Here is a 25,058-nt window from a genome sequence, read left to right on the forward strand (position 1 = left end):
TGGACTGCGTGACCACGGGACTGCGCGAGCGCAAGAAGCTCCGGACGCGGCGCGCCCTCGGCGCCGCCGCTCTCGAGCTCGCGGTGGCCCACGGGCTCGCCGACGTGACCGTCGAGCAGATCGCCGAGGCCGCCGACGTCTCGCCGCGCACCTTCTTCAACTACTTCTCGTCGAAGGAGGAAGCGGTCGTCGCCGCCGACGTGGAGCGCGCCCGCGACATGGGCGAGCGCCTCGCCGAGCGTCCGGCCGGCGAGCCGGTGCTCGAGTCGGTGCGCGCGGTGATGCGCGAGATGGTCGGCGACGCCCCGCGCTCGCGGGAGTGGATCGCCCAGGCCCGTCTCGTGCGGTCGGAGCCGACGCTGGTGCCCCAGCAGCTCGCGGCCTACGTCGCCGCCGAGGCGCACCTCACCGCGATCATCGCCGAGCGCACCGGCCGCAGCCCGCAGGACCTCTACCCCGCGGTCACCGCCGCCGCGGTCATGGCGGCGATGCGCGTGGCCACCACGCGCTGGCTCGAGTCCGACGAGCACGGCGACCTCGCCGCCGTCGTCGACCAGGTGATCGACCTCCTCGCCGGCGGTCTGTCCCGGGCGCCCTGAGCCGCGCCACCCCACGCCCACCACCCCTGCGCTCCCCTCCCGGAGAACCCCTGATGTCCGCACCGGCGACGCCGTCGGCCCTGACCGACGGCGACGGACCCCCCGCCACCCGCCACGTGCTGGTGGCCCTCTCGGGCCTGCTCATGGCCCTGTTCGTCGCGATCCTCTCCTCGACGATCGTGTCCAACGCGCTGCCCCGGATCCTCGCCGACCTCGGCGGGACCCAGGCGCAGTACACGTGGGTGGTCACGGCGTCGCTGCTGGCGATGACGGCGTCCACCCCGATCTGGGGCAAGCTCGCCGACCTCTTCTCGAAGAAGCTGCTCGTCCAGATCGCGATCTCGATGTTCATCGTCGGCTCGATGCTCTGCGGCCTGACCACGAGCACCGGGACGCTGATCGGCTTCCGCGTCGTCCAGGGCCTGGGCATGGGCGGGCTGATGGCGCTGGCCCAGGTCGTGATCGCCGCGATCATCCCGCCGCGCGAGCGCGGGCGGTACTCCGGCTACCTCGGCGCGATCATGGCCGTGGCGACGGTCGGCGGCCCGCTCATCGGCGGCGTCATCGTCGACACCATCGGCTGGCGCTGGTGCTTCTACGTCACCGTGCCGATCGCGGTCGTCGCGCTCGCCGTCCTCCAGCGCACGCTGACCGTGCCGACGGTCAAGCGCGAGGTGCACATCGACTACCTGGGCGCCGTCCTCGTCGCCGCCGGCGTGTCGGCGCTGCTGATCTGGACCTCGCTGGCCGGGCACCAGTTCGCCTGGGGCTCGTGGGCCTCGGTCGCCTGGGTCGGCGGCGGCGTCCTCGCCCTGGTCCTGGCCGTCGTCGTGGAGTCGCGGGTCCGCGAGCCGATCGTGCCGCTGCACCTGTTCCGCAACCCCACGGTCGCCCTGGCCACGGTCGCCGGCCTGTTCGTCGGCGTCGCGATGTTCGGCTCGACGGTCTACCTGTCCCAGTTCTTCCAGCTCGCCCGCGGCGCGACGGCCACCGAGGCCGGCCTGCTCACGCTCCCGATGATCGCGGGGCTCTTCCTCGCCTCGACGATCGTCGGGCAGCTGATCACCCGCTACGGCCGCTGGAAGCCCTACCTCGTCGGCGGCGGGGTGCTGCTCACCGCCGGCCTGCTGCTCGAGGGCCTGTTCGTCAGCGCCACCGTCCCCTACCCCCTGCTCGCGGTGTTCATGGCGATGGTCGGCATCGGCGTCGGCGCCACCCAGCAGAACCTCGTGCTCGCGGTGCAGAACCAGGTCGCGATGAGCGAGATGGGCGCCGCCAGCTCCACGGTCGCGTTCTTCCGCTCGCTCGGCGGTGCGGCCGGCGTGGCCGCGCTCGGCGCGGTGCTCACCACGCAGGTCTCGAGCTCGATCACCTCGGGGCTCGCCTCGCTGGGGATCCCGGCCACCGGCGTCTCGGGCGGGCAGATCCCGAACCTGGCGACCCTGCCGGCGCCGGTCCGCACGGTCATCGAGAACGCCTACGGCGACGCCATCGGCCTGCTCTTCCTCATCGCCGCGCCGCTGGCGCTGATCGCCCTGGTCGCGATCCTGTTCCTGCGCGAGGTGCCGCTGCGGCACACGATCGACATCGAGGAGACGGGCTCGCCGGCCCTGCCCGCGGTCATCGAGACCGAGACGGGGGCGACCGGCGCCGACACCGTCCGCCTGCGCCGCCCGACCCTGCGGGGCACGGTGCGCCACGACGGCGAGCCCGCCGCGGAGGCGGTGCTGACCGTCGTCGACGCCGACGGGCGCCAGCTCGGGCGGGCCGTCGCCGGGCACGACGGCGCCTACACCGTCGACGCCGCCACCCCCGGGCGCCCGCACCTGCTCGTCGTGCAGTGGCAGGGCCACCCGCACGTCGAGGCGCTGGGCGGGGCGACGGGGCCGCAGCACCGCGACATCGCCCTGACCGGGACGACGGACGGCGGGCGCCACGCCCGTCCCGACGCGCTCGACGCCGCGACGGTGTCGCTGGGCGCGCGGCGGTAGCGCGCCGGCGGCGTTGACCGAAGGGCCCCTTCGCTCGGGAGGGCGGGGCGGCGGCAGGCGAGATCAGGAGCACGTCATCCACCTCCCGGCGCCGGGCGAGGTGGGCAGCGTCGCCCGTGATCTTCCCGCCACGCCCGGCCGCGCCCGGGCGAGGTGAACGGGCGCTCGTGCGTCCCGCCGCGCCGCATCGCGCGCCTGGCGGAGGGCGCCCCCTCGCCCGCTAGATCGACCGAAGGGGCCCGTCGCTCGGAACGGCGAGCCCCAGCACCGTCGCCACCAGATCCGGCGCGGCCGCGTCGAGCCAGTGCACGCGTCCGTCGCGGCGGAACCACGAGCGCTGGCGGCGCACCAGCCGCCGGGTGGCGACGACCGTGCGCCGGCGCGCTTCGTCGAGGTCGATCGTGCCGTCGAGGTGCTCGAGCACCTCGCGGTAGCCGACGGCCCGCGCGGCGGTCGCCCCCTCGCGCAGACCGCGCGCCGCGAGCGCCGCCACCTCGTCGACCAGCCCGCCCGCGAGCATCGCGTCGACGCGCGCGGCGATCCGCTCGTCGAGGACCTCGGTGTCGCGGTCGAGCCCGACCAGCACCGCGTCGTGCCGCGGCGTGCCCGGTACCGGCAGGCTCGCCGCGAACGGGCGCCCGGTCAGCTCGACGACCTCGAGCGCCCGCACGATGCGCCGCCCGTTGCTCGCGAGGATGCCCCGCGCGGCGTCGGGGTCGCGGTCGGCGAGCCGGGCGTGCATGGCCGGGGCCCCGAGCGCGGCGAGCTCGGCGTCCAGGCGGGCGCGCAGGGCGGGGTCGGTGCCCGGGAACGCGAGGTCGTCGAGGACCGCCTGCACGTAGAGCCCCGATCCGCCCACGACCAGCGGCACGCGGCCCCGCGCCCGGATCGCGTCGACCGCGGCGCGCGCGTCGCGCTGGTAGGCGGCCACCGTGGCCGTGTCGGTGACCTCGAGGACGTCGAGCAGGTGGTGCGGCACCCCGCGGCGCGCGGCGGGCGGGAGCTTGGCGGTGCCGACGTCCATGCCGCGGTAGAGCTGCATCGCGTCGGCGTTGACGACCTCCGCGCCCGCCCCGCGCCGGGCCAGCTCCTCGGCGAGGTCGAGCGCGAGGTCGGACTTGCCGGTCGCCGTGGGGCCGACCAGGGCGATCGGGCGCGGGAGGCCGGGGACAGGCGAGCACGCCGAGAGGGGGGCTCGACCGATCGGGCGGGTCATCACGCCCAGGATCCCAGACCTGCGACCGGGTGGCGCGCGAGCCCGTCGGAGCGGACAGGGAGTTCCTGCGCGCTCGGCGGACCTGCTTGAATGCCCGAACCGTAGGAGCTGGAGGTGTCGGGGCCGATGACCGACGAGCAGGCTGCGGAGGCCGTCGACGGGGCGGGCCCCGACGGCGCCACCGACGCCGCACCCGGGGCCGTCACCGACAACGGCACGGATGTCCCGGCGCACCCGGCCCCACCGGCGGCCCCGCCCGTGACCGCGCCGACCCCCGGTCCCTCCGGGGGCGCGCCGACGTTCCCGTCCGTCGCGTCGGCCGCGGCCGACCCCGGCCGCTGGGGTCGGGTCGACGAGGACGGCACCGTGTGGGTCACGACGGCCGACGGCGAGCGCGCGGTCGGGTCCTGGCAGGCGGGCGACGCCGTCGAGGGTCTCGCCCACTTCGCGGTGCGCTTCGACGACCTGCGCACCGAGGTCGACCTGCTCGTCCGGCGCCTCACCGGCGGCCGGGGCGAGGCGCGCGCGATCCTGCGCAGCGCCACCACCCTGCGCGAGCGCCTCGTCGACGCCGCCGTCGTCGGCGACGTCGTGGGGCTCGGGCACCGCCTCGACGCGGTGGTCGCCGCCGCCGAGGGCGCCGAGGAGTCCGAGCGCGCCGCCCGCGCGGGCGCCCGCGACGACGCGGTCGCCCGCAAGGAGGCGCTCATCGCCGAGGCCGAGACCCTCGCCGAGGAGACCACCCGCTGGAAGCACGCCGGCGACCGCTTCCAGGCGATGATCGAGGAGTGGAAGTCGATCAAGGGGATCGACCGCAAGACCGACGACGCGCTGTGGAAGCGCTTCTCCCGCGCCCGCGAGACCTTCGCCCGCCGCCGCGGCGCGCACTTCGCCGAGCTCGACCGGGCGCGCACCGCGGCGAAGGCGCGCAAGGAGGAGCTCGTCGTCGAGGCCGAGTCGCTCACCGGGTCCAGCGACTGGGGGCCGACGGCCGGGCGCTACAAGGAGCTCATGGCCGAGTGGAAGGCGGCCGGGCGCACGAGCAAGGACGCCGACGACGCCCTGTGGGCGCGGTTCCGGGGCGCCCAGGACACGTTCTTCTCGCGCCGGTCGGAGGCGTTCTCGGCCCGCGACGCCGAGTTCTCCGACAACGCCCGCGCCAAGGAGGCGCTGCTCGCCGAGGCCGGGCGCATCGACCTCGCCGACGTCGACGCCGCCCGCGCCGCGCTGCGCGACGTGCAGGAGCGCTGGGACGCGATCGGGAAGGTGCCCCGCGAGCGGGTGCGGGAGTTCTCGGCACGGCTCAAGGAGGTCGAGGACCGCGTCCGCGGCGCGGTCGACCGCCGCTGGCAGGCCGCCGACCCCGAGACCGAGGCGCGCGTCGGGCAGTTCCGCGCCCGCGTCGAGCAGTTCGAGGCCCAGGCGGCCAAGGCGCACGCCGCGGGCGACCGCCGCCGCGCCCAGGAGGCCGAGCGCCAGGCGGCGCAGTGGCGGGAGTGGCTCGCGGCCGCCGAGGAGGCGACCCGGTAGCGCGCGCTACCGGCGCGAGAACGCGTAGCTCGCCCAGCGGGCGGCGAGCACGATCATCGCGAGCAGCGCGAGCCAGAGCCCGACGCCCGGGCCGGTGCCGGCGCTGGTGTTCTGCGACCAGATCGCCCAGAGGCCGGTCACCGACGTGATCGTGCACCCGGCCGCCGTGACGAACACGGCGGGCCAGCGCCCGGTGAGCAGCGTGACCGCGGTGCCGACCACGCCGAACACCACCGCGAGCGTGCCGAACAGCCGCGGGAGCCCCGTGACGCCGGGGCGACCGAGGACGACCTCCCACCCCGAGGCGCCGAGACCGGTCCACGGCAGGACCGCGGCGAGCAGGAGCACGAGGACCGCGACGGCGGCGACGAGCGCGCCGGGCCCGAAGTCGACGCGGCCCGAGGGCGCGGGGGCGGTGGAGGATTCGGTCACGGCTCAGACCTCCGTCAGCGTCGGCGGGAGACGGAGCGCGGCGGGGCTCGACCCATCGGAGGAGGCGCACGCGGACGCCGGCGCGGGCGCCGGGGCCGGCGGGCCGAGCGTCGGCAGGCCGAGCCCGGTGGTGCGCGGCGTCGTGGGCCGCTCCCCCGCGGCGTGGGCGTCGCCGGCGCGCGTGCGGCGGTGGGTCAGGACGTCGCCGTCGGCGACGACGTGGTGCGGGGCGCCGTAGGTGGCGCGGACGGTGACGACGTCACCGGGCCGGACCTCGTCGGCGGTGCCCGTCGGCGTGAAGTGCACGAGCCGCCCGTCGCGGGCGCGCCCGCTCATCCGCCGGGTCGCGGTGTCCTTGCGGCCCTCGCCGGTGGAGACGATCAGTTCGAGCTCGCGCCCGACCTGCGCCCGGTTCTGTTCCAGGGAGATCCCCTCCTGGAGCGCGACCAGCCGGTCGTAGCGCTCCTGCACGACGGCTTTGGGCACCTGGTCGGGCAGCGAGGCGGCGGGCGTGCCGGGGCGCGGCGAGTACTGGAAGGTGAAGGCCTGGCTGAACCGGGACGCCTCGACCACCCGCAGCGTCTCGGCGAAGTCCTCCTCGGTCTCCCCCGGGAAGCCGACGATGATGTCGGTGGTCAGCGCCGCGTCCGGCATCGCGGCGCGCACGTCGGACACGATGTCGAGGTAGCGCTTGGCCCGGTACGAGCGGCGCATCGCCCGCAGCACCCGGTCGGAGCCGGACTGCAGCGGCATGTGCAGCTGGGGGCAGACGTTCGGCGTCTCGGCCATCGCGGCGATGACGTCGGCGGTGAAGTCGCGGGGGTGCGGGCTGGTGAACCGCACGCGCTCGAGCCCCTCGACGCGCCCGCAGGCGCGCAGGAGGTCGGCGAATGCGGTGCGCCCGCTGGCGCGGTCGTCGAACGAGACGCCATAGGCGTTGACGTTCTGGCCGAGCAGCGTCACCTCGAGCACGCCCTCGGCGACGAGCGCCTCGACCTCGGCGAGGATCTCGCCGGGCCGCCGGTCGACCTCCTTGCCGCGCAGCGAGGGCACGATGCAGAAGGTGCACGTGTTGTTGCAGCCCACGGAGATCGAGACCCAGCCGGAGTGGGCCGAGTCGCGGCGCGCAGGCAGGTGCGACGGGAACGTCTCGAGCGCCTCGAGGATCTCGACCTGGGCCTCGCCGTTGTGCCGGGCGCGCTCGAGCAGTGCCGGCAACGACCCCGTGTTGTGGGTGCCGAACACGACGTCGACCCACGGCGCCTTCGCCACCACCGTGTCGCGGTCCTTCTGCGCGAGGCAACCGCCGACCGCGATCTGCATCCCGGGCCGCCGCGCCTTCTCCGGCGCGAGGTTGCCGAGCTGGCCGTAGAGCTTGTTGTCGGCGTTCTCGCGCACCGCGCAGGTGTTGAACACGACCAGGTCGGCGCCGTCGGCGTCGTCGGTGTGCTCGTAGCCGGCCTCCTCCAGCACGCCCGCGAGGCGCTCGGAGTCGTGCACGTTCATCTGGCACCCGTGGGTGCGGATGTGGAAGGTCGGGGCGGTGTCGATGGTCGAGCTCCGCTCCGCTGCGTCTCCTGCGGTCATCACCGCCCAGGGTAGGCGCCCGTCACTTCCCGAGCGTGCTCGCGTCGAAGTCCGCCCGCCGTCCCGTGGTCGCGCGGTTGACCGCCCACAGCAGGACGCCGAGCAGCAGCAGGATCCCGGCGAACAGGTACTCCTTGGGCGGGCGCCCGGAGAAGGGGCTCGCCAGGAAGGCGCACAGCACCGCGGCGACCACCGGGATCGCCGTCGGGGCCCGGAAGTGCCGGTGGGCGACCTCGTCGCGCCGCAGCACGAGCACCGCGATGTTGACCAGGGTGAACACCGCGAGCAGCAGCAGCGAGGTCATGCTGCCCAGCTCGGAGATCTCGAGGAGCAGCACCAGGACGATCGCTAGCGCGCTGGTGACGATGATGGCGAGCCACGGGGTGCGCCGGCCCGGGTGCACCTTGGCGAAGGCGTCCGGGATGATCCGCTCCCGCGCCATCCCGTAGAGCAGCCGGCTGGCCATCATCATGTTGATCAGCGCGGTGTTGGTGACCGCGAACAGCGTGATCGCCGCGAACACGACGGCCGGGAACGACGGCGACGCGGTCTGGACGACCCGCAGCAGCGCCCCGCTCTCGGCGGCGGCCAGCTCCTCGGTGGGCACGAGCGTCGAGGCCAGCAGCGCGACGACCAGGTAGATCGTCGCGGTGATGCCCATGGCCAGCAGCATCGCGCGCGGGAAGGTGCGCGGCGGGTCGACGGTCTCCTCGGCCATGTTCACCGAGTCCTCGAAGCCGACCATCGCGAAGAAGGCGAGGGCGGTGGCCGACGAGATCGCGAGCAGCACCGCGGGCTCGGAGAAGATCGAGCTCTCGGGCGCGGAGGTGGCGAACTCCCCCAGCCGCGACGCGTCGCCCGCCCCGTTCACCACCGCCCAGGCGCCCAGCACGATGACGATCAGCAGACCGAGGATCTCGATGGACGTGAGCACCAGGTTGACGCGCACCGACTCGCCGACGCCCCGGAAGTTGATCACGGCGAGCATCAGCAGGAACGCCACGACCACGAGCGGCGTGACCCAGCCGGGCACCTCGCCGACGATCGCCTCGAGGTTGGTGCCGCCGAACGCCTGCGCGGCCGAGGCCGCCGAGGTGATGCCCGAGCACATGACCGTGAAGGCGACGAGGAAGGTCAGGAACGGCTTCCGGAACGCCTGCTGGGTGTAGAGGGCCGCCCCCGCGGCCCGCGGGTACTTGCCGACCAGCTCCAGGTAGCTGAACGCGGTCATGAAGGCGACGACGAACGCCAGCAGGAACGGCAGCCACAGCGCGCCGCCGACCCGCTCCGACACCGTCCCGGTCAGCGCGTAGATCGTCGTGCCGAGGATGTCGCCGATGATGAAGAAGACGAGCAGCTTCGGGCCGATGGCCCGGACGAGGCTCGGCTCACCGCTCGTGGTGTCGGTCGTCGCGGCGCTCGCCGTGTCGTCGGGCACGCGGGCATGCTGCCCGGGTCGTCCCCGTCGCGCACCCCTCGACACTCCGGGCCCTGGCACGATGCGCGGATGAGCCCGGCCCTGCGTCGCCGCACGGTGCTGGCCGCCGGGCTGGGCGCGGTCGCCGTGCTCGGGGCCGGGTGCGCCCGGCCCGACACGACGCCGGTCGTCGTCGCCACCGGCGGCCCGCAGGGCGTCTACCGGCGCCTCGGCGACGCGCTGGCGGGCATCTGGGGCGTCGACCCCGGCGTCCCCACCGGCGTGCTGGGCAGCGAGGGCTCCGTCGACAACGTCGGCACGCTCGTGTCCGGGCGGGCGCGCGTCGCGTTCTGCGCCGCCGACGTGGCGGTCGACGGTGCCGTCGACGGGGCCCGCCCGCGCCACCCGCTGCAGGCGCTGGCCCGGGTGCACGACGACGCGATCCACGTGGTCGTGCCCGCCGAGTCGCCGATCCGCCGCCTCGCCGACCTGCGCGGACGTCGCGTGTCGGTCGGCGCCCGCAACTCCGGGGTGCTCGTCATCGCCCCCCGCCTGCTGGCCACCGTGGGGCTGACCGCCGAGCGGGACATGGACGCGGTGATGCTCGGCCTCGACGACTCCCTGGCGGCCCTCGAGCGCGGCGCGATCGACGCGTTCTTCTGGTCCGGCGGCGTGCCCACCGCCGGCGTGGACCAGCTCGCGCGGCGACGCCCGGTCCGGCTGCTCGACCTCGGCGAGGAGACCGCCCGGCTGCGCACCGGCTACCCGGTCTACGACGTCACCACGGTCCCGGCCGGCACCTACCGGCTCGCCGACCCCGTGAGCACGACCTCGGTGCGCAACGTCCTGCTCGTCACCGCGGACATGCCCGCGACGCTCAGCGAGCCGCTCGTGGCCTCGATGCTCGCGCGCCGCGACGCCCTCGCGCTCGCCGACCCCGCCGGGCGCAGCATCGACCCGCGCACGGCGATCGGCACCCAGCCGGTCGCCCTGCACCCCGGCGCGCTGGCGGCCTACCGGGCGTTCAAGGGCGTCTGAGCCGGCACCCCGCCGGTCTCGCTCCCCGTCTCGCCGCCCGTCTCGCCGCCTGCCTCGCCGCGCGCCTCGCCGCCGGCCTCCCCCGCCGCCGCGTCCGCCCGCTCCCCCGCGGCGTCGCGGGCCGCGGCCGGCGGCAGGCGCAGGACGACGCGCAGGCCGCCGTCCTCGGGCAGCTGCAGCACGAGCTCGCCGCCCGCCCGCTCGGCCGACCGCGCGGCGATCGCCAGGCCGAGCCCGGTGCCGTCGATACCGGTGCCGTCCCGCCCGTGCTGGGTCGGCGCGCGCCAGAAGCGGTCGGTCGCCCGCTCGAGCTCGGAGGGGTCGAGGCCGCAGCCGTGGTCGCGCACGCCGATCTCGACGTGTCCCTCGACGCGGGCGGTCGACAGCTCGACCTCGGTGCCCGGCGGGGCGTACTTGAGCGCGTTGTCCAGCACCGCGTCGAGGACCGCGACCACCGAGTCGACGTCGGAGCGGGCCACGAGCCCGCCCGGGCCGCGGCGGCGCAGGGAGAGCCCCTCGTGCTCGGCGAGCACCCCCCAGGCGTCCGCGCGGTCGTCGAGCACCGGGTCCAGGGGCATCGGCACCGGCTGCGCTGGGCGGCCCTCCGCCTTCGCCAGCGCGAGCAGCGCGTCGAGCACGCCCGCGAGGCGGTCGGTCTCCTCGAGCGCCGCGCCGTGCTCCTCGCGCAGCGCGGCCATCATGTCGGGGTCGATCCGCGCGTCCGGCGCGGCGAGGGCGGCGCCGACGTTCTGCATGCGCAGGCGCAGCGCGGTCAGCGGGTTGCGCAGCTGGTGGCCGGCGTCCGCGAGGAACGCGCGCTGCGACTCGAGCGCGTGGGTCACCCCGGCCGCCATCTGGTCGAAGTGCCGGCTCAGGCGGCGCAGCTCCGGCGGGCCGCGCCCGTCGCCGACCGGCCGCGGCGCGCGCCCGGCCCGCACCGCCGCGGCCACCTGCGCCGTCCCCTCGTCGAGGCCCTCCACGGGGGCGAGGATCCAGCGCACCAGCGGCAGCGCGAGCCCCGCCGCGATCGCCAGCGCCACCAGGCCCGCCCCGGCCAGCGCCGCCCACACCCGCAGCGTCTCGGCGCGCGCGGGCGCGATCGGCGAGATGGTCACCGCCGCGCCGCGGACCTCGCCGCCGACCAGCACCGGCTCGGCGAGCAGCAGCGGCGCGGTGTCCCACGGCCACACCGGGTCCGGCGGCTCGGAGCGCTGACCGGCGAGCGCGAGCTGCACCCGGCGCGCGGCGGGCTCGGGCACCTCGGCGCGCGAGGACGCGAGGACCCGGCCCTCGCGGTCGACGACGAACGCCGTGATGCCGTAGACGTCGTCGTAGCGGGCGAGCTCGGCGGCGAGCGCGCTCGTGTCCCCGTCGCCGACCGCCCGCTGCGCGATGGCCGCGAACCGCGTCGTGTCCCCCAGCCGGTCGGCGAACAGCCGCGACGTCGCGGTCGACGCCGACGCGCCCGCGAGCGGCAGCCCGAGGCCCAGCACCAGCATCCCGACCAGCACCGAGAAGACGACGAGCAGCCGCGTGCGCATGGTCAGGCCCCCGAGCCCGCGGCCAGCCGGTACCCCACGCCGCGCACCGTCGCGACCATCCCGGGGCGCCCGAGCTTCGTCCGCAGCGTGGCCACGTGGACGTCGAGGGTGCGGTCGGCGCCCGGCCACCGGCGCCCCCACACCTCGGCGACGAGGCGGTCGCGCGTGCAGACCGCGCCGCCGGCGTCGGCGAGCAGGGCGAGGACGGCGAACTCCTTGCGCGAGAGCGCCACGTCCCCGCCGTCGACGGTGAGGGTGTGGCGCGCGCGGTCGAGCACGACGCCCGCGCCGAGCTCCGTCACGGGGTCGGACGCGGCGGGGGTGCCGTTGCCCCGCCGCCGGCGCACCGCGTGGATGCGGGCGACGAGCTCGCCGACGTCGTAGGGCTTGACCAGGTAGTCGTCGGCGCCGTGGTGCAGGCCGAGGATGCGCTCGTCGACGCTGCCGCGGGCGCTGACCACGATCACCGGGACGTCGCCGGCCTCCCGGATGCGCCGGCACACCTCGAGCCCGTCGACGTCGGGCAGGCCGAGGTCGAGCAGCACGACGTCGGTGCCGGGCAGGTGCGGCAGCACCGCGAGACCGTGGCTGACCCGCTCGACCTCCATCTCGTGGCGGGACAGGGCGGCGCGCAGGGCCGCGGCGACGCGGTCGTCGTCCTCCACGACGAGCACCCGCACCCGTGCCTCCTCCCGGCCGATGTCCCTCGCGTGACGGAGTGGCGGGGTAACCCTAAGTCTTCCTCAAGAGCGTGGACGCCCCGTTCGGGGCGCTGGCACGGTCCGTTCACCTTCCGGTGGAGCGACGAGGAGGAGCGTGGCATGGCCGACGAGACCGCCGAGCCGTCAGGACCGTCGGCCGGCACCCCGATGGTGCGCATGACCGGTGTCAACAAGCACTTCGGCGACCTGCACGTCCTGCGGGACATCGACCTCGAGGTCGCGCGCGGCGAGGTGGTCGTCGTCCTCGGCCCGTCGGGCTCGGGCAAGTCGACCCTGTGCCGGGCGATCAACCGCCTGGAGCCGGTCGAGACCGGCACCGTCGAGATCGACGGCGTCCCGCTGCCCGCCGAGGGCAGCGAGCTCGCGAAGCTGCGCGCGGACGTCGGTATGGTGTTCCAGCAGTTCAACCTCTTCGCCCACATGACGATCCTCGACAACGTCACGCTGGCGCCGATGCGCGTGCGCGGGGTGTCGAAGTCCGAGGCGCAGGAGCGGGCCCGCGGCCTGCTCGACCGGGTGGGCATCGGCAACCAGTCCGAGAAGTACCCCGCGCAGCTCTCCGGCGGCCAGCAGCAGCGCGTGGCGATCGCCCGGGCGCTCGCGATGGAGCCGAAGGTGATGCTCTTCGACGAGCCGACCTCGGCGCTCGACCCGGAGATGGTCGGCGAGGTCATCGACGTCATGGGCGGGCTCGCGAAGGACGGCATGACGATGGTCGTGGTGACCCACGAGATGGGGTTCGCCCGCCGGGCCGCGCACCGCGTCGTGTTCATGGCCGACGGCGAGATCGTCGAGGACACCACGCCCGACAGCTTCTTCTCCCGGCCCGCCACCGAACGGGCCCGCGACTTCCTCGGGAAGATCCTCACCCACTAGTTCGGCCCACTACCGAAGGAGCCCGTCCCATGAGACGCCTCGTCTCGCTCCGGTCCCTCGGCGTGCTCCTCGCGGTGCTCGCGATGGCGTTCGGCGCCGCGTGCGGCCGCGAGGGCAGCCCCGGCGGCCAGCCGGTCGCCGGGTCACCGGTCGCCCAGAACGTGCAGGTGCCCGGCTCGCCCACCTTCGCCGCGATGCAGCAGCGCGGGCGCCTCGTGCTCGGCGTCAAGAACGACCAGCCGGGCCTGGGCATCCAGGACCCGACCACCGGGCAGTACACCGGCTTCGACATCGAGATCGGGCGCATGGTCGCCGCCGGCCTCGGCTTCGCCCCCGAGCAGATCGAGTACCGGGTCATCCCGTCGGCCGCCCGTGAGGACGCGATCTCCCGCGGCGACGTCGACCTCTACGTCGGCACGTACACGATCAACGACAGCCGCAAGCAGCGCGTGGGCTTCGCCGGCCCGTACTTCGTCGCCGGCCAGGACCTCCTCGTCCGCGCCGACGACCAGTCGATCACCGGCCCGCAGACCCTGCAGGGCAAGCGGGTGTGCTCGGCGACCGGCTCGACGCCGATCCAGCGCGTCCGCGAGCAGAACCTGACCCAGAACGTGGTCGAGTTCCAGAACTACTCGCAGTGCGTCGACGCCCTGCGCGGCGGCCAGGTCGACGCCGTCACCACGGACAACGCGATCCTGCAGGGCTACGCCGCGCAGACCCCCGACCAGCTGCGCGTCGTGGGCGTGACCTTCTCCGAGGAGCCGTACGGCATCGGCATGAACCGCGACGACGTCGCGCTACGGAACAAGGTCAACGACCTCCTCCAGCAGGCCGAGAACGACGGCACCTGGACGCGGCTCTACAACGAGACGCTGGGTCGCTCCGGCACCCCGGCGCCCCAGCCCCCGCCCATCGAGCGCTACTAGGTGCTCCGCGCACGTGCGTGGTCCGGGTCGTCCCGACGGCCCGGACCACGCACGAGGGGAGACCCCATGGACGTCCTGTTCGGCAACCTCTCCGAGTTCCTCACGCGCTTCGGCGGCACGATCGGGCTGTTCGTGCTCTCGGCGATCGCGTCGCTGATCCTGGGCGTGGTGCTGGCGGCGATGCGGGTCAGCCCGGTCCCCGCCATGCGCGCGGTCGGCACGGGCTACGTGACGCTGCTGCGCAACACCCCGCTGACCCTGGTGCTGTTCTTCTTCGCCCTAGGGTTCACCAAGCTCTTCTTCTACCTGCCGTTCTTCCTGCTGGCCGTCATCGGGCTCTCGCTCTACACGGCGGCGTTCGTCTGCGAGGTGGTGCGCGGCGGAATCAGCACCGTCTCCGCGGGCCAGGCCGAGGCCGCCCGGGCGCTCGGGCTCGGCTTCACCCAGACCCTCTCGCTCATCGTGCTCCCGCAGGCGGTGCGCTCGGTGATGCCGCCGCTGACGAGCGTGCAGATCGCCCTGCTGAAGAACACCACGGTGGCCGCGGGCTTCTCGGTGTTCGAGGCCGGCGGGTTCTACCGCGCGGTCAACGAGCAGGGCGGGTCGACCCTCGTGGCCCTCCTGTGGGTCGCGCTCGGCTTCATCATCCTCGTCATCCCCCTGACGGTGCTGCAGCGCCGGCTCGAGAAGCGCTGGAGCGTCGCCCGATGAGCGCCCCGACCGCGGTCCTCTTCGACGTCCCGGGGCCCCGCGCGAAGGCCCGCAACACCGCCGCCGGCGTCGTCACGCTGCTCGTCGTCGCCGCCCTCGTCGCCGTGATCATCTGGCGGCTCGCGGCCACCGGGCAGCTCGACGCCCGCGCGTGGGAGTGGATCCTCTACGAGAACGTCCAGCTCGCCCTGCTCGACGGGCTGGTCAACACGCTGCGGGCGTTCGCGTCCGGCGCCGTGCTCGCCCTGCTGCTCGGCGCGCTGCTGGCCCTCGGCAGGCTCTCCGACCAGAAGTGGCTGCGCTCCGTCTCGACCTGGGTCGTCGAGCTCTTCCGGGCCGTCCCGCTCGTCGTGCTGATGTTCCTCTTCTACTACGGCATGCCGTCGATCGGGATCACGGTCTCGACCTACGCCGCCGTGGTGCTCGGCCTGATGCTCTACAACGGGGCCGTGCTCGCCGAGGTCTTCCGGGCCGGCGTGCTGGCGGTGCCGCGCGGGCAGTCGGAGGCCGCGTACGCCCTCGGGCTGCGCAAGTCGGGCGTCATGCGCTTCGTGCTGCTGCCGCAGGCGGTGCGCTCGATGCTCCCGGCGATCGTCAGCCAGCTCGTGGTGCTGCTCAAGGACTCCGCACTCGGGTTCCTCATCACCTACCCCGAGCTGCTGTTCCAGGCCCAGTTCCTGGGCTCGAACGCCACGCTGGGCTCGCCGCTGATCCCGGTGGCGATGGTCGTCGCGGTCATCTACATCACGCTCTGCCTGCTGCTCTCGGCGCTCGCGACGTGGCTGGAGCGCCGGACACGACGCAACCCGGCCGTGCTGACCGTCGCGCCGACCGAGCGCCCGGACGATGCCTGACCCGATCACGATCCGGGCGGCCCGCGCCGACGAGTTCGCCGCGCTCCGCGCGATCGAGGACGCCGCGGGCGAGCCGTTCCGCGACATCGGGATGGACGCGGTCGCCGACGACGCGCCGCCCTCGTCGGTGGTGCTCGCCGGCGCCGCCGAGCGCGGCGGGCTGTGGGTCGCCGCCGACGGGGACGACCGACCCGTCGCCTACCTCATGGACGACGTCGTCGACGGCGAGGCGCACCTCGACCAGGTCTCGGTGCACCCCACCCACGCCCGCCGCGGGATCGGGGCGCGGCTCGTGGAGCACCTCGTCGATCGCACCCGGGCGGCCGGGCGCCCCGCGGTCACGCTGACCACCTACGTCGACGTGCCGTGGAACGGGCCGTACTACGCCCGGCTGGGCTTCCGCACGCTCGCCGACGACGAGCTGGGGCCGGGCCTGCGGGCGGTCCGCCGCGCCGAGACCGCGCGGGGGCTCGACCGGTGGCCGCGGGCCGCCATGCGCCGCGATCTCACGGCGGGTGACTCCTAGCAGCGACTCACCGGGTGACCGTCGCCACGTTTCTGCTACTCTCCGTACGCATCACCGGGGGGAGGTGGCGCCGTGGCCGACGTCGAGGAACGGCCCCGGGCGCGATCGCGCGCGTGGTGGTCCGTGGCCACGCTGGGGCTCGTCGGCCTCACCCTGTGGCTGCTCTGGCAGGCGGGCACCGCCACGTGGGACGCCGCGGTGCTGGCCCTGCGCGGCGAGGTCGTCTCGGCCCGCGTGATCGACGCCCAGCTGCACACGAAGCTGGGCATGGCCGACGACCTCGTCGTCGTGCCCGCCGGCAGCGACGTCGCCGCCACGGTGAGCACGCACCGCGAGGACCTCGGGGTCGGCGCGGTGGTCGACGTCGTCGTCGACCCCGACGACCCGACGCGCGCCGACCTCGCCAGCGACGGCTGGCCCTGGCTGGCCACGGTCATGCCGCTGTTCCTCGCGTTCGTCTGCGGGGTCTCGGCGCTCCTCACCCTGAGCGCGGCGCTGGGCCTGCCACCACCCGACGAGACCGACGGGACCGACGAGCCCGGCGAGGACGACGCGGCGCCGGACCAGGACGCCGAGAGCTCCTGACCCGCCCTCCGGCCCCCGGAACACGACAGACCCGTGTCCCCGGGACACGGGTCCGTCGTGGGGCACTCAGCTGGTGCCGACCGGGCCGATCCGGTCGGCGTCGAGCGCCGAGCCGTTGTCCGGGCCCGGGTTCTCGAGCGACTGGGCACCGGTGGCGCCGCGCTGCTCGAGCTCCTGCCGCTTGAAGATCTTCTTGCCGAGCCAGACCAGCGGGTCGTACTTCCGGTCGACGACGCGCTCCTTCATCGGGATGAGCGCGTTGTCAGTGATCTTGATGTGCTCGGGGCAGACCTCGGTGCAGCACTTGGTGATGTTGCAGTAGCCGAGGCCCCCGTCCTCCTGCGCGTCCTCCTTGCGGTTGCGCACGTCGAGCGGGTGCATGTCCAGCTCGGCGTAGCGCATGAGGAAGCGCGGGCCGGAGAACGGCTCCTTGTTCTCCTCGTGGTCACGTACCACGTGGCAGACGTTCTGGCACAGGAAGCACTCGATGCACTTGCGGAACTCCTGCGAGCGCTCGACGTCCGCCTGCGCCATCCGGTACTCGCCCGGCGCCACGCCCTCGGGCGGCGCGAAGGCGGGGACCTCGCGCGCCTTGGCGTAGTTGAAGTCGACGTCGGTGACGAGGTCGCGGATCACCGGGAACGTCCGGATCGGCGCGACCGAGATCTCCTCGTCCTCGCCGAACGTCGACATCCGGGTCATGCACATCAGGCGCGGACGCCCGTTGACCTCGGCGCTGCACGACCCGCACTTGCCGGCCTTGCAGTTCCAGCGCACGGCCATGTCCCCGGCCTGCGTGGCCTGGAGCCGGTGCATGATGTCGAGGACGACCTCGCCCTCCTCGACGTCGACGCGGTAGTCGACGAAGTCGCCGCCCTCCGCGTCTCCCCGCCAGACCTTGAACTTCGCCTGGTAACCCATGCCTACGCTCCCCCTCCGGTCAGCTCGCCGCCCGGGTCGCCGCCGGTCTCGGTGGTCGAGGAGCTCCGCTCCGCTTCGTCTCCGGCGCCCTCGGTGCCCCGCGTCTGCCGGGGCGGCGCGTCCGAGCGGTGTCCGCCCAGCTCGTCGCCGGTGTAGTACTTCTTGAGCTCGTCGAGCTCGAAGAGGTCGAACAGGTCCTCGCGCATCGCGGGCTGGCCCTGGTGCTCGAGCTGCACGGTCGGACCATCGGGGCCGTCCTGCAGGGAGCAGACCAGCAGCTCCTGGCGCCAGTTCTCGTCCATCGTCGGGTAGTCGTCGCGGGTGTGGCCGCCGCGGCTCTCCTGCCGCTCGAGCGCGGCCATCGCGATGCACTCGCTGACCATGAGCATGTTGCGCAGGTCGAGCGCGAGGTGCCAGCCCGGGTTGTAGGCCCGCCGCCCGTCGACCGCGACGCGCGGGATCCGGTCGCGGAGCTCGTGGAGCTTCTTGAGCGCCAGCTCCATCTCGTCGGCCTTGCGGATGATGCCGACGAGGTCGTTCATCGTCTGCTGCAGTTCCTGGTGCACCGTGTAGGCGTTCTCGCCGCCCGAGTTGTGGATCGGGCGCTCGACGTCCTCGCGGGCCGACGTGACCGACGCGTCGGACACGGTCGGCACCTCGGCCAGGCCGTCGAGGTAGGCCGCCGCCCCGGCGCCGGCGCGACAGCCGAACACCAGCAGGTCGGACAGCGAGTTCCCGCCGAGCCGGTTGGAGCCGTGCATGCCACCCGCGACCTCGCCCGCGGCGAAGAGCCCGGGCACCGCCGAGGCCGCCGTGTCGGGGTCGACCTCGACCCCGCCCATGACGTAGTGGCAGGTCGGGCCGACCTCCATCGGACCGGCGGTGATGTCGACGTCGGCCAGCTCCTTGAACTGGTGGTACATCGACGGCAGGCGCCGGGTGATCTCGGCGGCGGGCATGCGGCTGGAGACGTCGAGGTAGACGCCGCCGGCCGGCGAGCCGCGGCCCTCCTTGACCTCGTTGTTGATCGCGCGGGCGACCTCGTCACGGGGCAGGAGCTCCGGCGGGCGCCGGTTGTTGTCCGCGTCGGTGTACCAGCGGTCGCCCTCGTCCTCGCTCGTGGCGTACTGCTCGCGGAACACCTCGGGGATGTAGTTGAACATGAAGCGCTCGCCCTCGGAGTTCTTGAGGACGCCGCCGTCGCCACGCACGGACTCGGTGACGAGGATGCCCTTGACGCTGGGCGGCCAGACCATCCCCGTGGGGTGGAACTGGACGAACTCCATGTTCAGCAGCTTCGCGCCGGCGCGCATGGCCAGCGCGTGACCGTCGCCGGTGTACTCCCACGAGTTGCTCGTGACCTTGAACGACTTGCCGACGCCCCCGGTCGCGAGCACCACCGCCGCCGAGTGGAAGCAGACCAGCTCGCCGGTGGGGCGCCGGTAGCCGAAGGCGCCCGCGATCCGGTCGCCGTCCTTGAGCAGCTCGGTGATCGTGTACTCGTGGAAGACCGCCAGGTCGGACTCGTAGTCGCCGGTGCGGGCGAAGTCCTCCTGCTGCAGCGAGACGATCTTCTGCTGCAGGGTGCGGATCAGCTCCAGGCCCGTGCGGTCGCCCACGTGGGCCAGGCGCGGGAAGTTGTGCCCGCCGAAGTTCCGCTGGCTGATCTTGCCGTCGGGCGTGCGGTCGAACAGCGCGCCGTAGGTCTCGAGCTCCCAGACCCGCTGCGGCGCCTCCTTGGCGTGCAGCTCGGCCATGCGCCAGTTGTTGAGGAACTTCCCCCCGCGCATGGTGTCGCGGAAGTGGACCTCCCAGTTGTCGCGGGGGTTCGCGTTGCCCATGGACGCGGCGATCCCGCCCTCGGCCATGACCGTGTGGGCCTTGCCGAACAGCGACTTGCAGATGATCGCGACCCGCTTGCCGCGCAGGCGGGCCTCGATGGCGGCCCGCAGCCCGGCGCCGCCGGCGCCGATGACGAGGACGTCGTAGGTGTGGTGGGTGACGGCGGCGACATCGGTCGCGCCCTCGCCTGCCGCCTCGAATGCTGTGGTGGTTCCGGGGTCGGTCATCAGTTCACGATCCGCAGGTCGGAGATGGTCCCGCTCGCCACGAGCATGACGTAGAAGTCCGTGAGGATCAGCGTCCCGATCGTCAGCCAGGCGAACAGCATGTGGCGCGTGTTGAGCTTCGAGATGCCCGTCCAGACCTTGTAGCGCACCGGGTGCTTCGAGAAGTGCTTGAGGCGCCCGCCGGTGATGTGCCGACAGGAGTGGCAGGACAGCGTGTAGAGCCAGAGGCCGATCACGTTGATCAGCAGGATGAGCGTGCCGAGCCCCAGCCCGAACGACGTCCGTCCCGTGGCCGGGTCGGTGCTCTGGAAGGCCAGGAGCATGTCGTAGGTGTTGAGGATCGAGATCGCGAACGCGACGTAGAAGAAGTACCGGTGCGCGTTCTGCAGGATCAGCGGGAACCGCGTCTCGCCGGTGTACTTCTTGTGCGGCTCGGCCACGGCGCACGCCGGCGGGGACGACCAGAACGCCCGGTAGTACGACTTGCGGTAGTAGTAGCACGTGAGCCGGAAGCCGAGCAGGAACGGCAGCGACACCAGCGCGTAGGGCAGGAACCACGGCATCTCGCCGAACCACTGGCCCAGGTGGCTGGCCTCAGGGATGCACGAGGCGCTGACGCACGGCGAGTAGAACGGCGACAGGTAGTGGTACTCGGCGACGTAGTACGCCGAGCCCCACAGCGACCGGATCGTCGCGTAGACCACGAAGGTCGCGAGCCCCAGCGCGTTCGCCAGCGGCGGCAGCCACCAGCGGTCGGTGCGCAGGGTGCGCTGTCGGATGTCGGGTCGTCCCGGCGCCGGTGGCCGGTACGTCCCGGAGTCGTGTGTGGTGGTCACGGCACCGGTCCTCGTCTGGGTGGTCCTCGTCCTGCGGTGACGCGCTCGCGCCGGGGGTCGCGGCGCCGGCCTCTCCGGCCGGCGACGGTGCGGATCCCCGCGGACGCGACGCTCTGTGGTGCGCCGCACACTACGACGCGTCAAACACCCGTGTCGCCCGGGTCACCCCGGTGCCGCGGCGTGACGATGGCCACGTCGCCCCTCCTGACCGATCCACCACCGGCGTCCGCGCAGCGCACGGCGGCGCGGAGGGCCGCAGCGGGCCCGCCCGGCGTCGACCGTCAGCGGTCGTCCGCGGCGGCCTCCGCGCCGGCCAGCAGGTCGTCGACCGACACGGCGGCGTCCTCACCCTCCGGAACCGACCCCTCCGGAACCGACCCCTCCAGGACCGGGCGCTCGGCCAGCGCCTCCCGGACGACCGTGTACGCGACGCCGGCGTCGTAGCCCTTGCGGGCGAGCATCCCGACCAGCCGCCGCGCCGCCACCGCGTCGTCGTGGCGGGCGAGCGAGGGCAGGCGCCGGTCGACCAGGGCCCGGGCGCGCGCATGCTCGTCGTCGCGGCTGATCTCGTCGACCGCCGTGGTGGCCGTCTCGCGCTCGACGCCCTTGCGGTGCAGCTCGCCGGCCAGCGCGCGCTTGCCCAGGCCCTGGTGGCGGTGCCGCGACGACACCCACTGCTCGGCGAACGCGGCGTCGTCGACGAGCTTGGCCGCGGCGAGCCGGTCGAGCACCCGGCGGGCGACGTCGTCCTCGACACCCTTGCGGGCGAGGGAGACGGCGAGCTCCGCGCGGGAGCGGGCGCGCGTGGTGAGCAGGTTCAGGCAGATCGTGCGCGCGACCGACTCGGGGTCGGCGGGGGGATCGGCCTCGCGGTCGCCCCCCTGGTGACCGGCCATCGGCTCAGAAGTCGACCGGGGCGGGGGCGCTCTCGTCGGCGTCGAGCTTGGGGCCGATGCCGAGCTTCTCCTTGATGCGCTTCTCGATCTCGAGCGCGACGTCGGGGTTGTCCCGGAGGAACTTGCGGGCGTTCTCCTTGCCCTGCCCCAGCTGGTCGCCCTCGTAGGTGTACCAGGCGCCCGACTTGCGCACGAGCGCCTGCTCGACGCCCATGTCGATCAGCGAGCCCTCCTTGGAGATGCCCTGTCCGTAGATCATGTCGAACTCGGCCTGCTTGAACGGCGGGGCCACCTTGTTCTTCACGACCTTGACCCGCGTGCGGTTGCCGACCGCGTCGGCGCCGTCCTTGAGCGTCTCGATGCGGCGGATGTCGAGCCGGACCGAGGAGTAGAACTTCAGCGCCTTGCCACCGGTGGTGGTCTCCGGCGAGCCGAACATGACCCCGACCTTCTCGCGCAGCTGGTTGATGAAGATCGCCGTGGTGCCCGAGGCGTGCAGCGCGCCGGTGATCTTGCGCAGCGCCTGGCTCATCAGGCGGGCCTGCAGGCCGACGTGGCTGTCGCCCATGTCGCCCTCGATCTCGGCGCGCGGCACGAGCGCGGCCACCGAGTCGACCACGATGACGTCCAGCGCGTTCGAGCGGATCAGCATGTCCATGATCTCGAGCGCCTGCTCGCCGGTGTCGGGCTGCGAGACCAGCAGCGCGTCGGTGTCGACGCCGAGGGCTTTGGCGTACTCGGGGTCGAGCGCGTGCTCGGCGTCGATGAACGCCGCGATGCCGCCCTGGGCCTGGGCGTTGGCGACCGCGTGCAGCGTCACCGTCGTCTTGCCCGAGGACTCCGGGCCGTAGATCTCCACCACGCGCCCGCGGGGCAGGCCGCCCACCCCGAGCGCCACGTCGAGCGCGATCGAACCGGTGGGGATGACGTTGACCGGCGCCCGGCCCTCGTCGCCCAGGCGCATGACCGAGCCCTTGCCGAACTGCTTGTCGATCTGGGCGAGGGCGAGCTCGAGCGCCTTGTCGCGATCCGGTGCCTGTGCCATGGGATTGCCACCTTGCTCGATCGTGGGGTGCCAGGGGTCTGACTCTCGGGCGCCGACGGTAGGCGGAGGGTCCGACATCGCGGTGCCGGAGCCGGCCGCCCTGGGGACGGACGGAACGGTTGTGGACGGACGGCGGCGACGCTGACGTCGCAGGACGACCGTACGGAGCAGGGTAGACGAACACGTGTTCGATCGGGGAGCCCGGGCGGGCCCGGGCGTGTCGGGTCGTCGTCACCGGGTCGTCGTCACCGGGTCGTCGTCACCGGGTCGTCGTCACCGGCGCTCGACCGGCACCTCGAACTCCACGCAGACCGCGCGCCAGACGTCGCGCGGCTCGTCGCCGTCCTCGAGGGCCTGCTCGACGGTGCGTCCCCCGAGGCCACCGAACACGTGGTCGCGGGAGAGGGAGCCGGCGCGCACGGCACCGAACTCGTCGTCCATCAGCCGGCGGAAGTGGGTCAGCCGCACGCCGCCCACGATAGGTCGCCGCTCCCCCGCCGGATCGCTGCGGGCCGACCCGGACGAACCGGGCGTAACCTCGGACCCGTGGACCCCCTGGCCGCCGCGTCGCTCGACCCCACCGGCGGGACGCTCGGCACGATCGTGGCGCTGCTCGGCCTGGTCGCGGCGCTCGTGGTGCTCCTGCGCTGGTGGTTCCAGAACCGGCGCTAGGCCCTACGGCAAGGTGCCGCAGGGTCGGCCAGGAGTCCTCCCCGGGCGCGAGCGCCTGGTCGGTCGCGAGCCACCGGGCCCACCGCCCGACGGCGACAGCCTCACCCCAGGAGGCCGTTGAGCGCCTTGCCCACGAGGTAGAGGCCCACCGCGCCGACGAGCAGTCCGAGCAGCACCCGGGAGTTGGCCCGGCCCCACGCGTGCGCCGACCGCACGAGCTCGAGCGTGCGGTCGGGCCGCAGCACCAGCAGGACGAGGGCGGCGACCGGCGCGGCGAAGCGCAGCAGCGTGTACACCGTGACCTGCGCGATCCCGTCCACCGCGCTCGGGTGGGTCTGCAGGATCGCGACGAGCGCGGCCAGGTAGTAGAGCCCGGGCAGGTTCGTCACGAACCCGGCCGCGATCGCCATCGGCACCGTGGGCGCCCGCAGCCGGCGGTCGAGGGCCTCGGGCAGGACGGTGCTGCGCTCGCGGCGCCCCCGCCGCCCCCGCCCGGGGCGGCGCAGCCGCAGCCGGCGCCCGGCGAGGCGCAGGATCGCCCACACCACCGCGACGACACCGAGCACGAGGTCGACCCACAGGCGCCCGGCGGTGGTCTCCGACGCCCGGGTGCTCGTGTGCAGCCAGGTCACCACGACGATCCCGACGGCGAGGGTGACCACGGCACCGGCCAGGACGTAGGCGACGAGCAGGCGCCGCGCGCGATCGGAGAGCAGGAGCGCGTAGACGATCGCGAGCGTCACCCCGCGCACGGCGCTGAGCAGCCCGAGGATCAGGGCCTCGGGGCTCACGCGGACCCCGCGCGATCGCTCACCGCTCGTCCTCGGGCACCGCGCCCAGGTGCAGCGCGACCAGGCGTGCGCCGGCGAACGACGCGGACAGGAGGGCCGGCCCGGCGTCGCGCACGTCCACCCGCCAGGTGACGTCCTCGCCGACCAGCTCCTTGCGCGTCACGTCGCGGGTCACGGCGGTCGCGAGCAGGACCGCGACGTCGTCGGTCACGCGGCCGAACGGCGCCTCGACCTCGAGCCGGGCGCCCGCGAGCAGCGCGCGCAGCTCCTCGACGTCCGACGACCACGCGCGCTCGAACCGCAGCCCCGCCAGGAAGACGTCGGCCTGCTCCCCGCCGCGGCGGCGCAGGTCGCGCAGGAACGCGACGTCGCGGTTGACCTTGGACGCGGCGCCGAGCAGGCCGGTGACGACCGAGCGCGAGAGCTCGAGCACCCGGACCGCGACCTGCCGGTACCCGCTGGCCGCGGTCAGCGTGCCGGCCGCGAGGAGCTGGTCGATCTTCTCGATCGAGGCGAGCTCCTGGTAGAGGGACAGGTTGCCGGCGAGCTCGTTGCGCCGGTCGGCGATGTCGAGGGTGGTGCGGGGCTCGTCGTCGCGCCGCGTCGGGTTGATCTGCACGACCCACAGCTCGTCGGGGTCGTCGTCGAGCAGCGGGGCCACCGGCGGGTTCTGCGAGAACAGCCCGTCCCAGTAGGCGCCGCCGTCGACGTGGACGGCGCGGAACAGGGTGGGGATCGCGGCCGAGGCGAGCACGGTGTCGGCGGTGATCACGTCGCGGCGGCTGTCGAACGCCCGGAACGCGCCGCTGCGCACGTCGACGGCGCCGAGCACGAGGCGCGGCCGGCGGGCGGCGGTGTCGGGGAGCTCGGCGGCGAGCGCGTCGAAGTCGACGTGGCGGCGCAGGAGCCGGCGGAACTCCTCGCGGCCGTCGAACGGGGGCGGCACGAGGTACGGGTTCAGCGGTGGCGCGAGGCCGACGCTCTGGGCGAGGCCCGCACCGACGAGCACGGCGTTGCCGAGGCGCTCGACCGGTCGGCGCGCCGCGTTGTCCTCCCAGAAGGCCTCGAGCGCCGCCGGGACGTCGGCGAGCCGGCCCGCGCGCAGCGCCGACCACGTGAGCAGCGCGTTGATCGCCCCGCCCGAGGTGCCGCTGACCGCGACGACCTCGTGCCCGTCGAGGGCGCCGGCCTCGACCCAGCGGGCCACGACGCCGGCGGTGAACGCCGTGTGGCTGCCCCCACCCTGGAAGGCCAGCGCGATCCGCACCCGGCCACGC

The 25,058-nt window shown here is 74.0% G+C and carries 24 protein-coding genes and 1 pseudogene; 11 read left to right on the forward strand and 14 right to left on the reverse strand.

Annotation, left to right across the window (positions count from 1 at the left end; all coding sequences use genetic code 11):
- The first annotated feature begins 8 nt into the window (after window positions 1–8).
- Both PHK61_RS10635 and PHK61_RS10640 read left to right on the forward strand, forming a co-directional pair.
- On the forward strand, window positions 9–599 hold the full coding sequence (locus tag PHK61_RS10635; RefSeq protein WP_274280947.1) for a TetR/AcrR family transcriptional regulator: 591 nt from the start codon (window positions 9–11) through the stop codon (window positions 597–599).
- Window positions 600–652: 53 nt separating this feature from the next.
- Window positions 653–2,590, forward strand: a complete 1,938-nt coding sequence (locus PHK61_RS10640) for an MDR family MFS transporter (RefSeq protein ID WP_274280948.1) — start codon at window positions 653–655, stop codon at window positions 2,588–2,590.
- A 220-nt stretch (window positions 2,591–2,810) separates the two neighbouring features.
- Here the strand turns inward: PHK61_RS10640 and miaA are convergent, their stop codons facing one another.
- Window positions 2,811–3,806, reverse strand: a complete 996-nt coding sequence (gene miaA, locus PHK61_RS10645) for a tRNA (adenosine(37)-N6)-dimethylallyltransferase MiaA (RefSeq protein ID WP_274280949.1) — start codon at window positions 3,804–3,806, stop codon at window positions 2,811–2,813.
- 126 nt (window positions 3,807–3,932) lie between these two features.
- Between miaA and PHK61_RS10650 the strand changes: the two genes are divergently transcribed.
- A complete protein-coding gene (locus PHK61_RS10650; protein WP_274280950.1) occupies window positions 3,933–5,336 on the forward strand; it encodes a DUF349 domain-containing protein in 1,404 nt (467 codons plus the stop codon).
- Window positions 5,337–5,342: 6 nt separating this feature from the next.
- Here PHK61_RS10650 and PHK61_RS10655 read toward each other — a convergent pair whose 3' ends face one another.
- The 3 genes from PHK61_RS10655 to PHK61_RS10665 are packed head-to-tail and all read right to left on the reverse strand — an operon-like array spanning window position 5,343 to window position 8,793.
- Window positions 5,343–5,768 (reverse strand): Rv2732c family membrane protein, encoded by a 426-nt coding sequence (locus PHK61_RS10655; RefSeq protein WP_274280951.1) that lies wholly within the window; start codon window positions 5,766–5,768, stop codon window positions 5,343–5,345.
- A 3-nt stretch (window positions 5,769–5,771) separates the two neighbouring features.
- Window positions 5,772–7,355 (reverse strand): tRNA (N6-isopentenyl adenosine(37)-C2)-methylthiotransferase MiaB, encoded by a 1,584-nt coding sequence (gene miaB / locus PHK61_RS10660; protein ID WP_274280952.1) that lies wholly within the window; start codon window positions 7,353–7,355, stop codon window positions 5,772–5,774.
- A 22-nt stretch (window positions 7,356–7,377) separates the two neighbouring features.
- Window positions 7,378–8,793 carry an APC family permease gene (locus tag PHK61_RS10665; RefSeq protein WP_274280953.1) on the reverse strand — a complete coding sequence of 472 codons (1,416 nt, stop codon included), beginning with the start codon at window positions 8,791–8,793 and terminating at the stop codon, window positions 7,378–7,380.
- A 69-nt stretch (window positions 8,794–8,862) separates the two neighbouring features.
- On the opposite strand from PHK61_RS10665, the gene PHK61_RS10670 reads away from it, so the two are divergent.
- Window positions 8,863–9,810 (forward strand): TAXI family TRAP transporter solute-binding subunit, encoded by a 948-nt coding sequence (locus tag PHK61_RS10670; RefSeq protein WP_274280954.1) that lies wholly within the window; start codon window positions 8,863–8,865, stop codon window positions 9,808–9,810.
- Here the strand turns inward: PHK61_RS10670 and PHK61_RS10675 are convergent.
- Window positions 9,786–11,351: a sensor histidine kinase gene (locus PHK61_RS10675; protein WP_274280955.1), complete on the reverse strand. Its 1,566-nt coding sequence runs from the start codon at window positions 11,349–11,351 to the stop codon at window positions 9,786–9,788. The two genes, PHK61_RS10670 and PHK61_RS10675, sit on opposite strands and share 25 nt — an antisense overlap.
- Before the next feature lie 2 nt (window positions 11,352–11,353).
- Entirely contained in the window at window positions 11,354–12,031 is a 678-nt protein-coding gene (locus PHK61_RS10680; RefSeq protein WP_274280956.1) for a response regulator transcription factor, read from the reverse strand.
- A gap of 189 nt (window positions 12,032–12,220) precedes the next feature.
- Between PHK61_RS10680 and PHK61_RS10685 the strand changes: the two genes are divergently transcribed.
- The 6 genes from PHK61_RS10685 to PHK61_RS10710 all read left to right on the forward strand — a co-directional run bounded on the left by PHK61_RS10685 (window position 12,221) and on the right by PHK61_RS10710 (window position 16,551).
- Window positions 12,221–12,949: an amino acid ABC transporter ATP-binding protein gene (locus PHK61_RS10685; RefSeq protein WP_274281101.1), complete on the forward strand. Its 729-nt coding sequence runs from the start codon at window positions 12,221–12,223 to the stop codon at window positions 12,947–12,949.
- A gap of 29 nt (window positions 12,950–12,978) precedes the next feature.
- Window positions 12,979–13,875, forward strand: coding sequence for a glutamate ABC transporter substrate-binding protein (locus PHK61_RS10690; protein ID WP_274280957.1), 897 nt, complete (start codon window positions 12,979–12,981; stop codon window positions 13,873–13,875).
- 66 nt (window positions 13,876–13,941) lie between these two features.
- The gene (locus tag PHK61_RS10695; RefSeq protein WP_274280958.1) at window positions 13,942–14,586 is read left to right on the forward strand and encodes an amino acid ABC transporter permease; all 645 of its coding nucleotides are present in this window, start codon (window positions 13,942–13,944) and stop codon (window positions 14,584–14,586) included.
- On the forward strand, window positions 14,583–15,440 hold the full coding sequence (locus PHK61_RS10700) for an amino acid ABC transporter permease (protein ID WP_274280959.1): 858 nt from the start codon (window positions 14,583–14,585) through the stop codon (window positions 15,438–15,440). The genes PHK61_RS10695 and PHK61_RS10700 overlap by 4 nt, the downstream gene beginning before the upstream one ends.
- Complete coding sequence (locus tag PHK61_RS10705; RefSeq protein ID WP_274280960.1) at window positions 15,433–15,966, forward strand: GNAT family N-acetyltransferase; 534 nt, start codon at window positions 15,433–15,435, stop codon at window positions 15,964–15,966. The genes PHK61_RS10700 and PHK61_RS10705 overlap by 8 nt, the downstream gene beginning before the upstream one ends.
- A gap of 72 nt (window positions 15,967–16,038) precedes the next feature.
- Window positions 16,039–16,551, forward strand: a complete 513-nt coding sequence (locus tag PHK61_RS10710) for a DUF3592 domain-containing protein (RefSeq protein ID WP_274280961.1) — start codon at window positions 16,039–16,041, stop codon at window positions 16,549–16,551.
- Between the two features lie 66 nt (window positions 16,552–16,617).
- Here PHK61_RS10710 and PHK61_RS10715 read toward each other — a convergent pair whose 3' ends face one another.
- From PHK61_RS10715 to PHK61_RS10740, 6 genes and pseudogenes are all read right to left on the reverse strand, one after another.
- The gene (locus PHK61_RS10715; protein WP_274280962.1) at window positions 16,618–17,472 is read right to left on the reverse strand and encodes a succinate dehydrogenase/fumarate reductase iron-sulfur subunit; all 855 of its coding nucleotides are present in this window, start codon (window positions 17,470–17,472) and stop codon (window positions 16,618–16,620) included.
- Window positions 17,473–17,609: 137 nt separating this feature from the next.
- A pseudogene (locus PHK61_RS10720) lies at window positions 17,610–19,541 on the reverse strand (fumarate reductase/succinate dehydrogenase flavoprotein subunit); the annotation flags it as partial.
- Window positions 19,541–20,377 (reverse strand): hypothetical protein, encoded by an 837-nt coding sequence (locus PHK61_RS10725; protein WP_274280964.1) that lies wholly within the window; start codon window positions 20,375–20,377, stop codon window positions 19,541–19,543. The pseudogene PHK61_RS10720 and the gene PHK61_RS10725, both read right to left, overlap by 1 nt.
- A 281-nt stretch (window positions 20,378–20,658) precedes the next feature.
- The gene (locus PHK61_RS10730; RefSeq protein ID WP_274280965.1) at window positions 20,659–21,273 is read right to left on the reverse strand and encodes a regulatory protein RecX; all 615 of its coding nucleotides are present in this window, start codon (window positions 21,271–21,273) and stop codon (window positions 20,659–20,661) included.
- A gap of 4 nt (window positions 21,274–21,277) precedes the next feature.
- Window positions 21,278–22,318: a recombinase RecA gene (gene recA, locus PHK61_RS10735; RefSeq protein ID WP_274280966.1), complete on the reverse strand. Its 1,041-nt coding sequence runs from the start codon at window positions 22,316–22,318 to the stop codon at window positions 21,278–21,280.
- A 273-nt stretch (window positions 22,319–22,591) separates the two neighbouring features.
- On the reverse strand, window positions 22,592–22,786 hold the full coding sequence (locus PHK61_RS10740; protein WP_274280967.1) for a DUF3046 domain-containing protein: 195 nt from the start codon (window positions 22,784–22,786) through the stop codon (window positions 22,592–22,594).
- Window positions 22,787–22,864: 78 nt separating this feature from the next.
- On the opposite strand from PHK61_RS10740, the gene PHK61_RS10745 reads away from it, so the two are divergent.
- Window positions 22,865–22,990, forward strand: coding sequence for a hypothetical protein (locus PHK61_RS10745; RefSeq protein WP_274280968.1), 126 nt, complete (start codon window positions 22,865–22,867; stop codon window positions 22,988–22,990).
- 101 nt (window positions 22,991–23,091) lie between these two features.
- Here the strand turns inward: PHK61_RS10745 and PHK61_RS10750 are convergent, their stop codons facing one another.
- Together PHK61_RS10750 and PHK61_RS10755 are read right to left on the reverse strand one after the other, a co-directional pair.
- Window positions 23,092–23,781: a GAP family protein gene (locus PHK61_RS10750; protein ID WP_274280969.1), complete on the reverse strand. Its 690-nt coding sequence runs from the start codon at window positions 23,779–23,781 to the stop codon at window positions 23,092–23,094.
- A 19-nt stretch (window positions 23,782–23,800) separates the two neighbouring features.
- Window positions 23,801–25,048, reverse strand: a complete 1,248-nt coding sequence (locus PHK61_RS10755) for a patatin-like phospholipase family protein (protein WP_274280970.1) — start codon at window positions 25,046–25,048, stop codon at window positions 23,801–23,803.
- Window positions 25,049–25,058: the final 10 nt, after the last annotated feature.

Origin of the sequence: Actinomycetospora lutea (genome assembly GCF_028737205.1) — a bacterium.
In the GTDB taxonomy this organism is placed as follows: domain Bacteria; phylum Actinomycetota; class Actinomycetes; order Mycobacteriales; family Pseudonocardiaceae; genus Actinomycetospora; species Actinomycetospora lutea.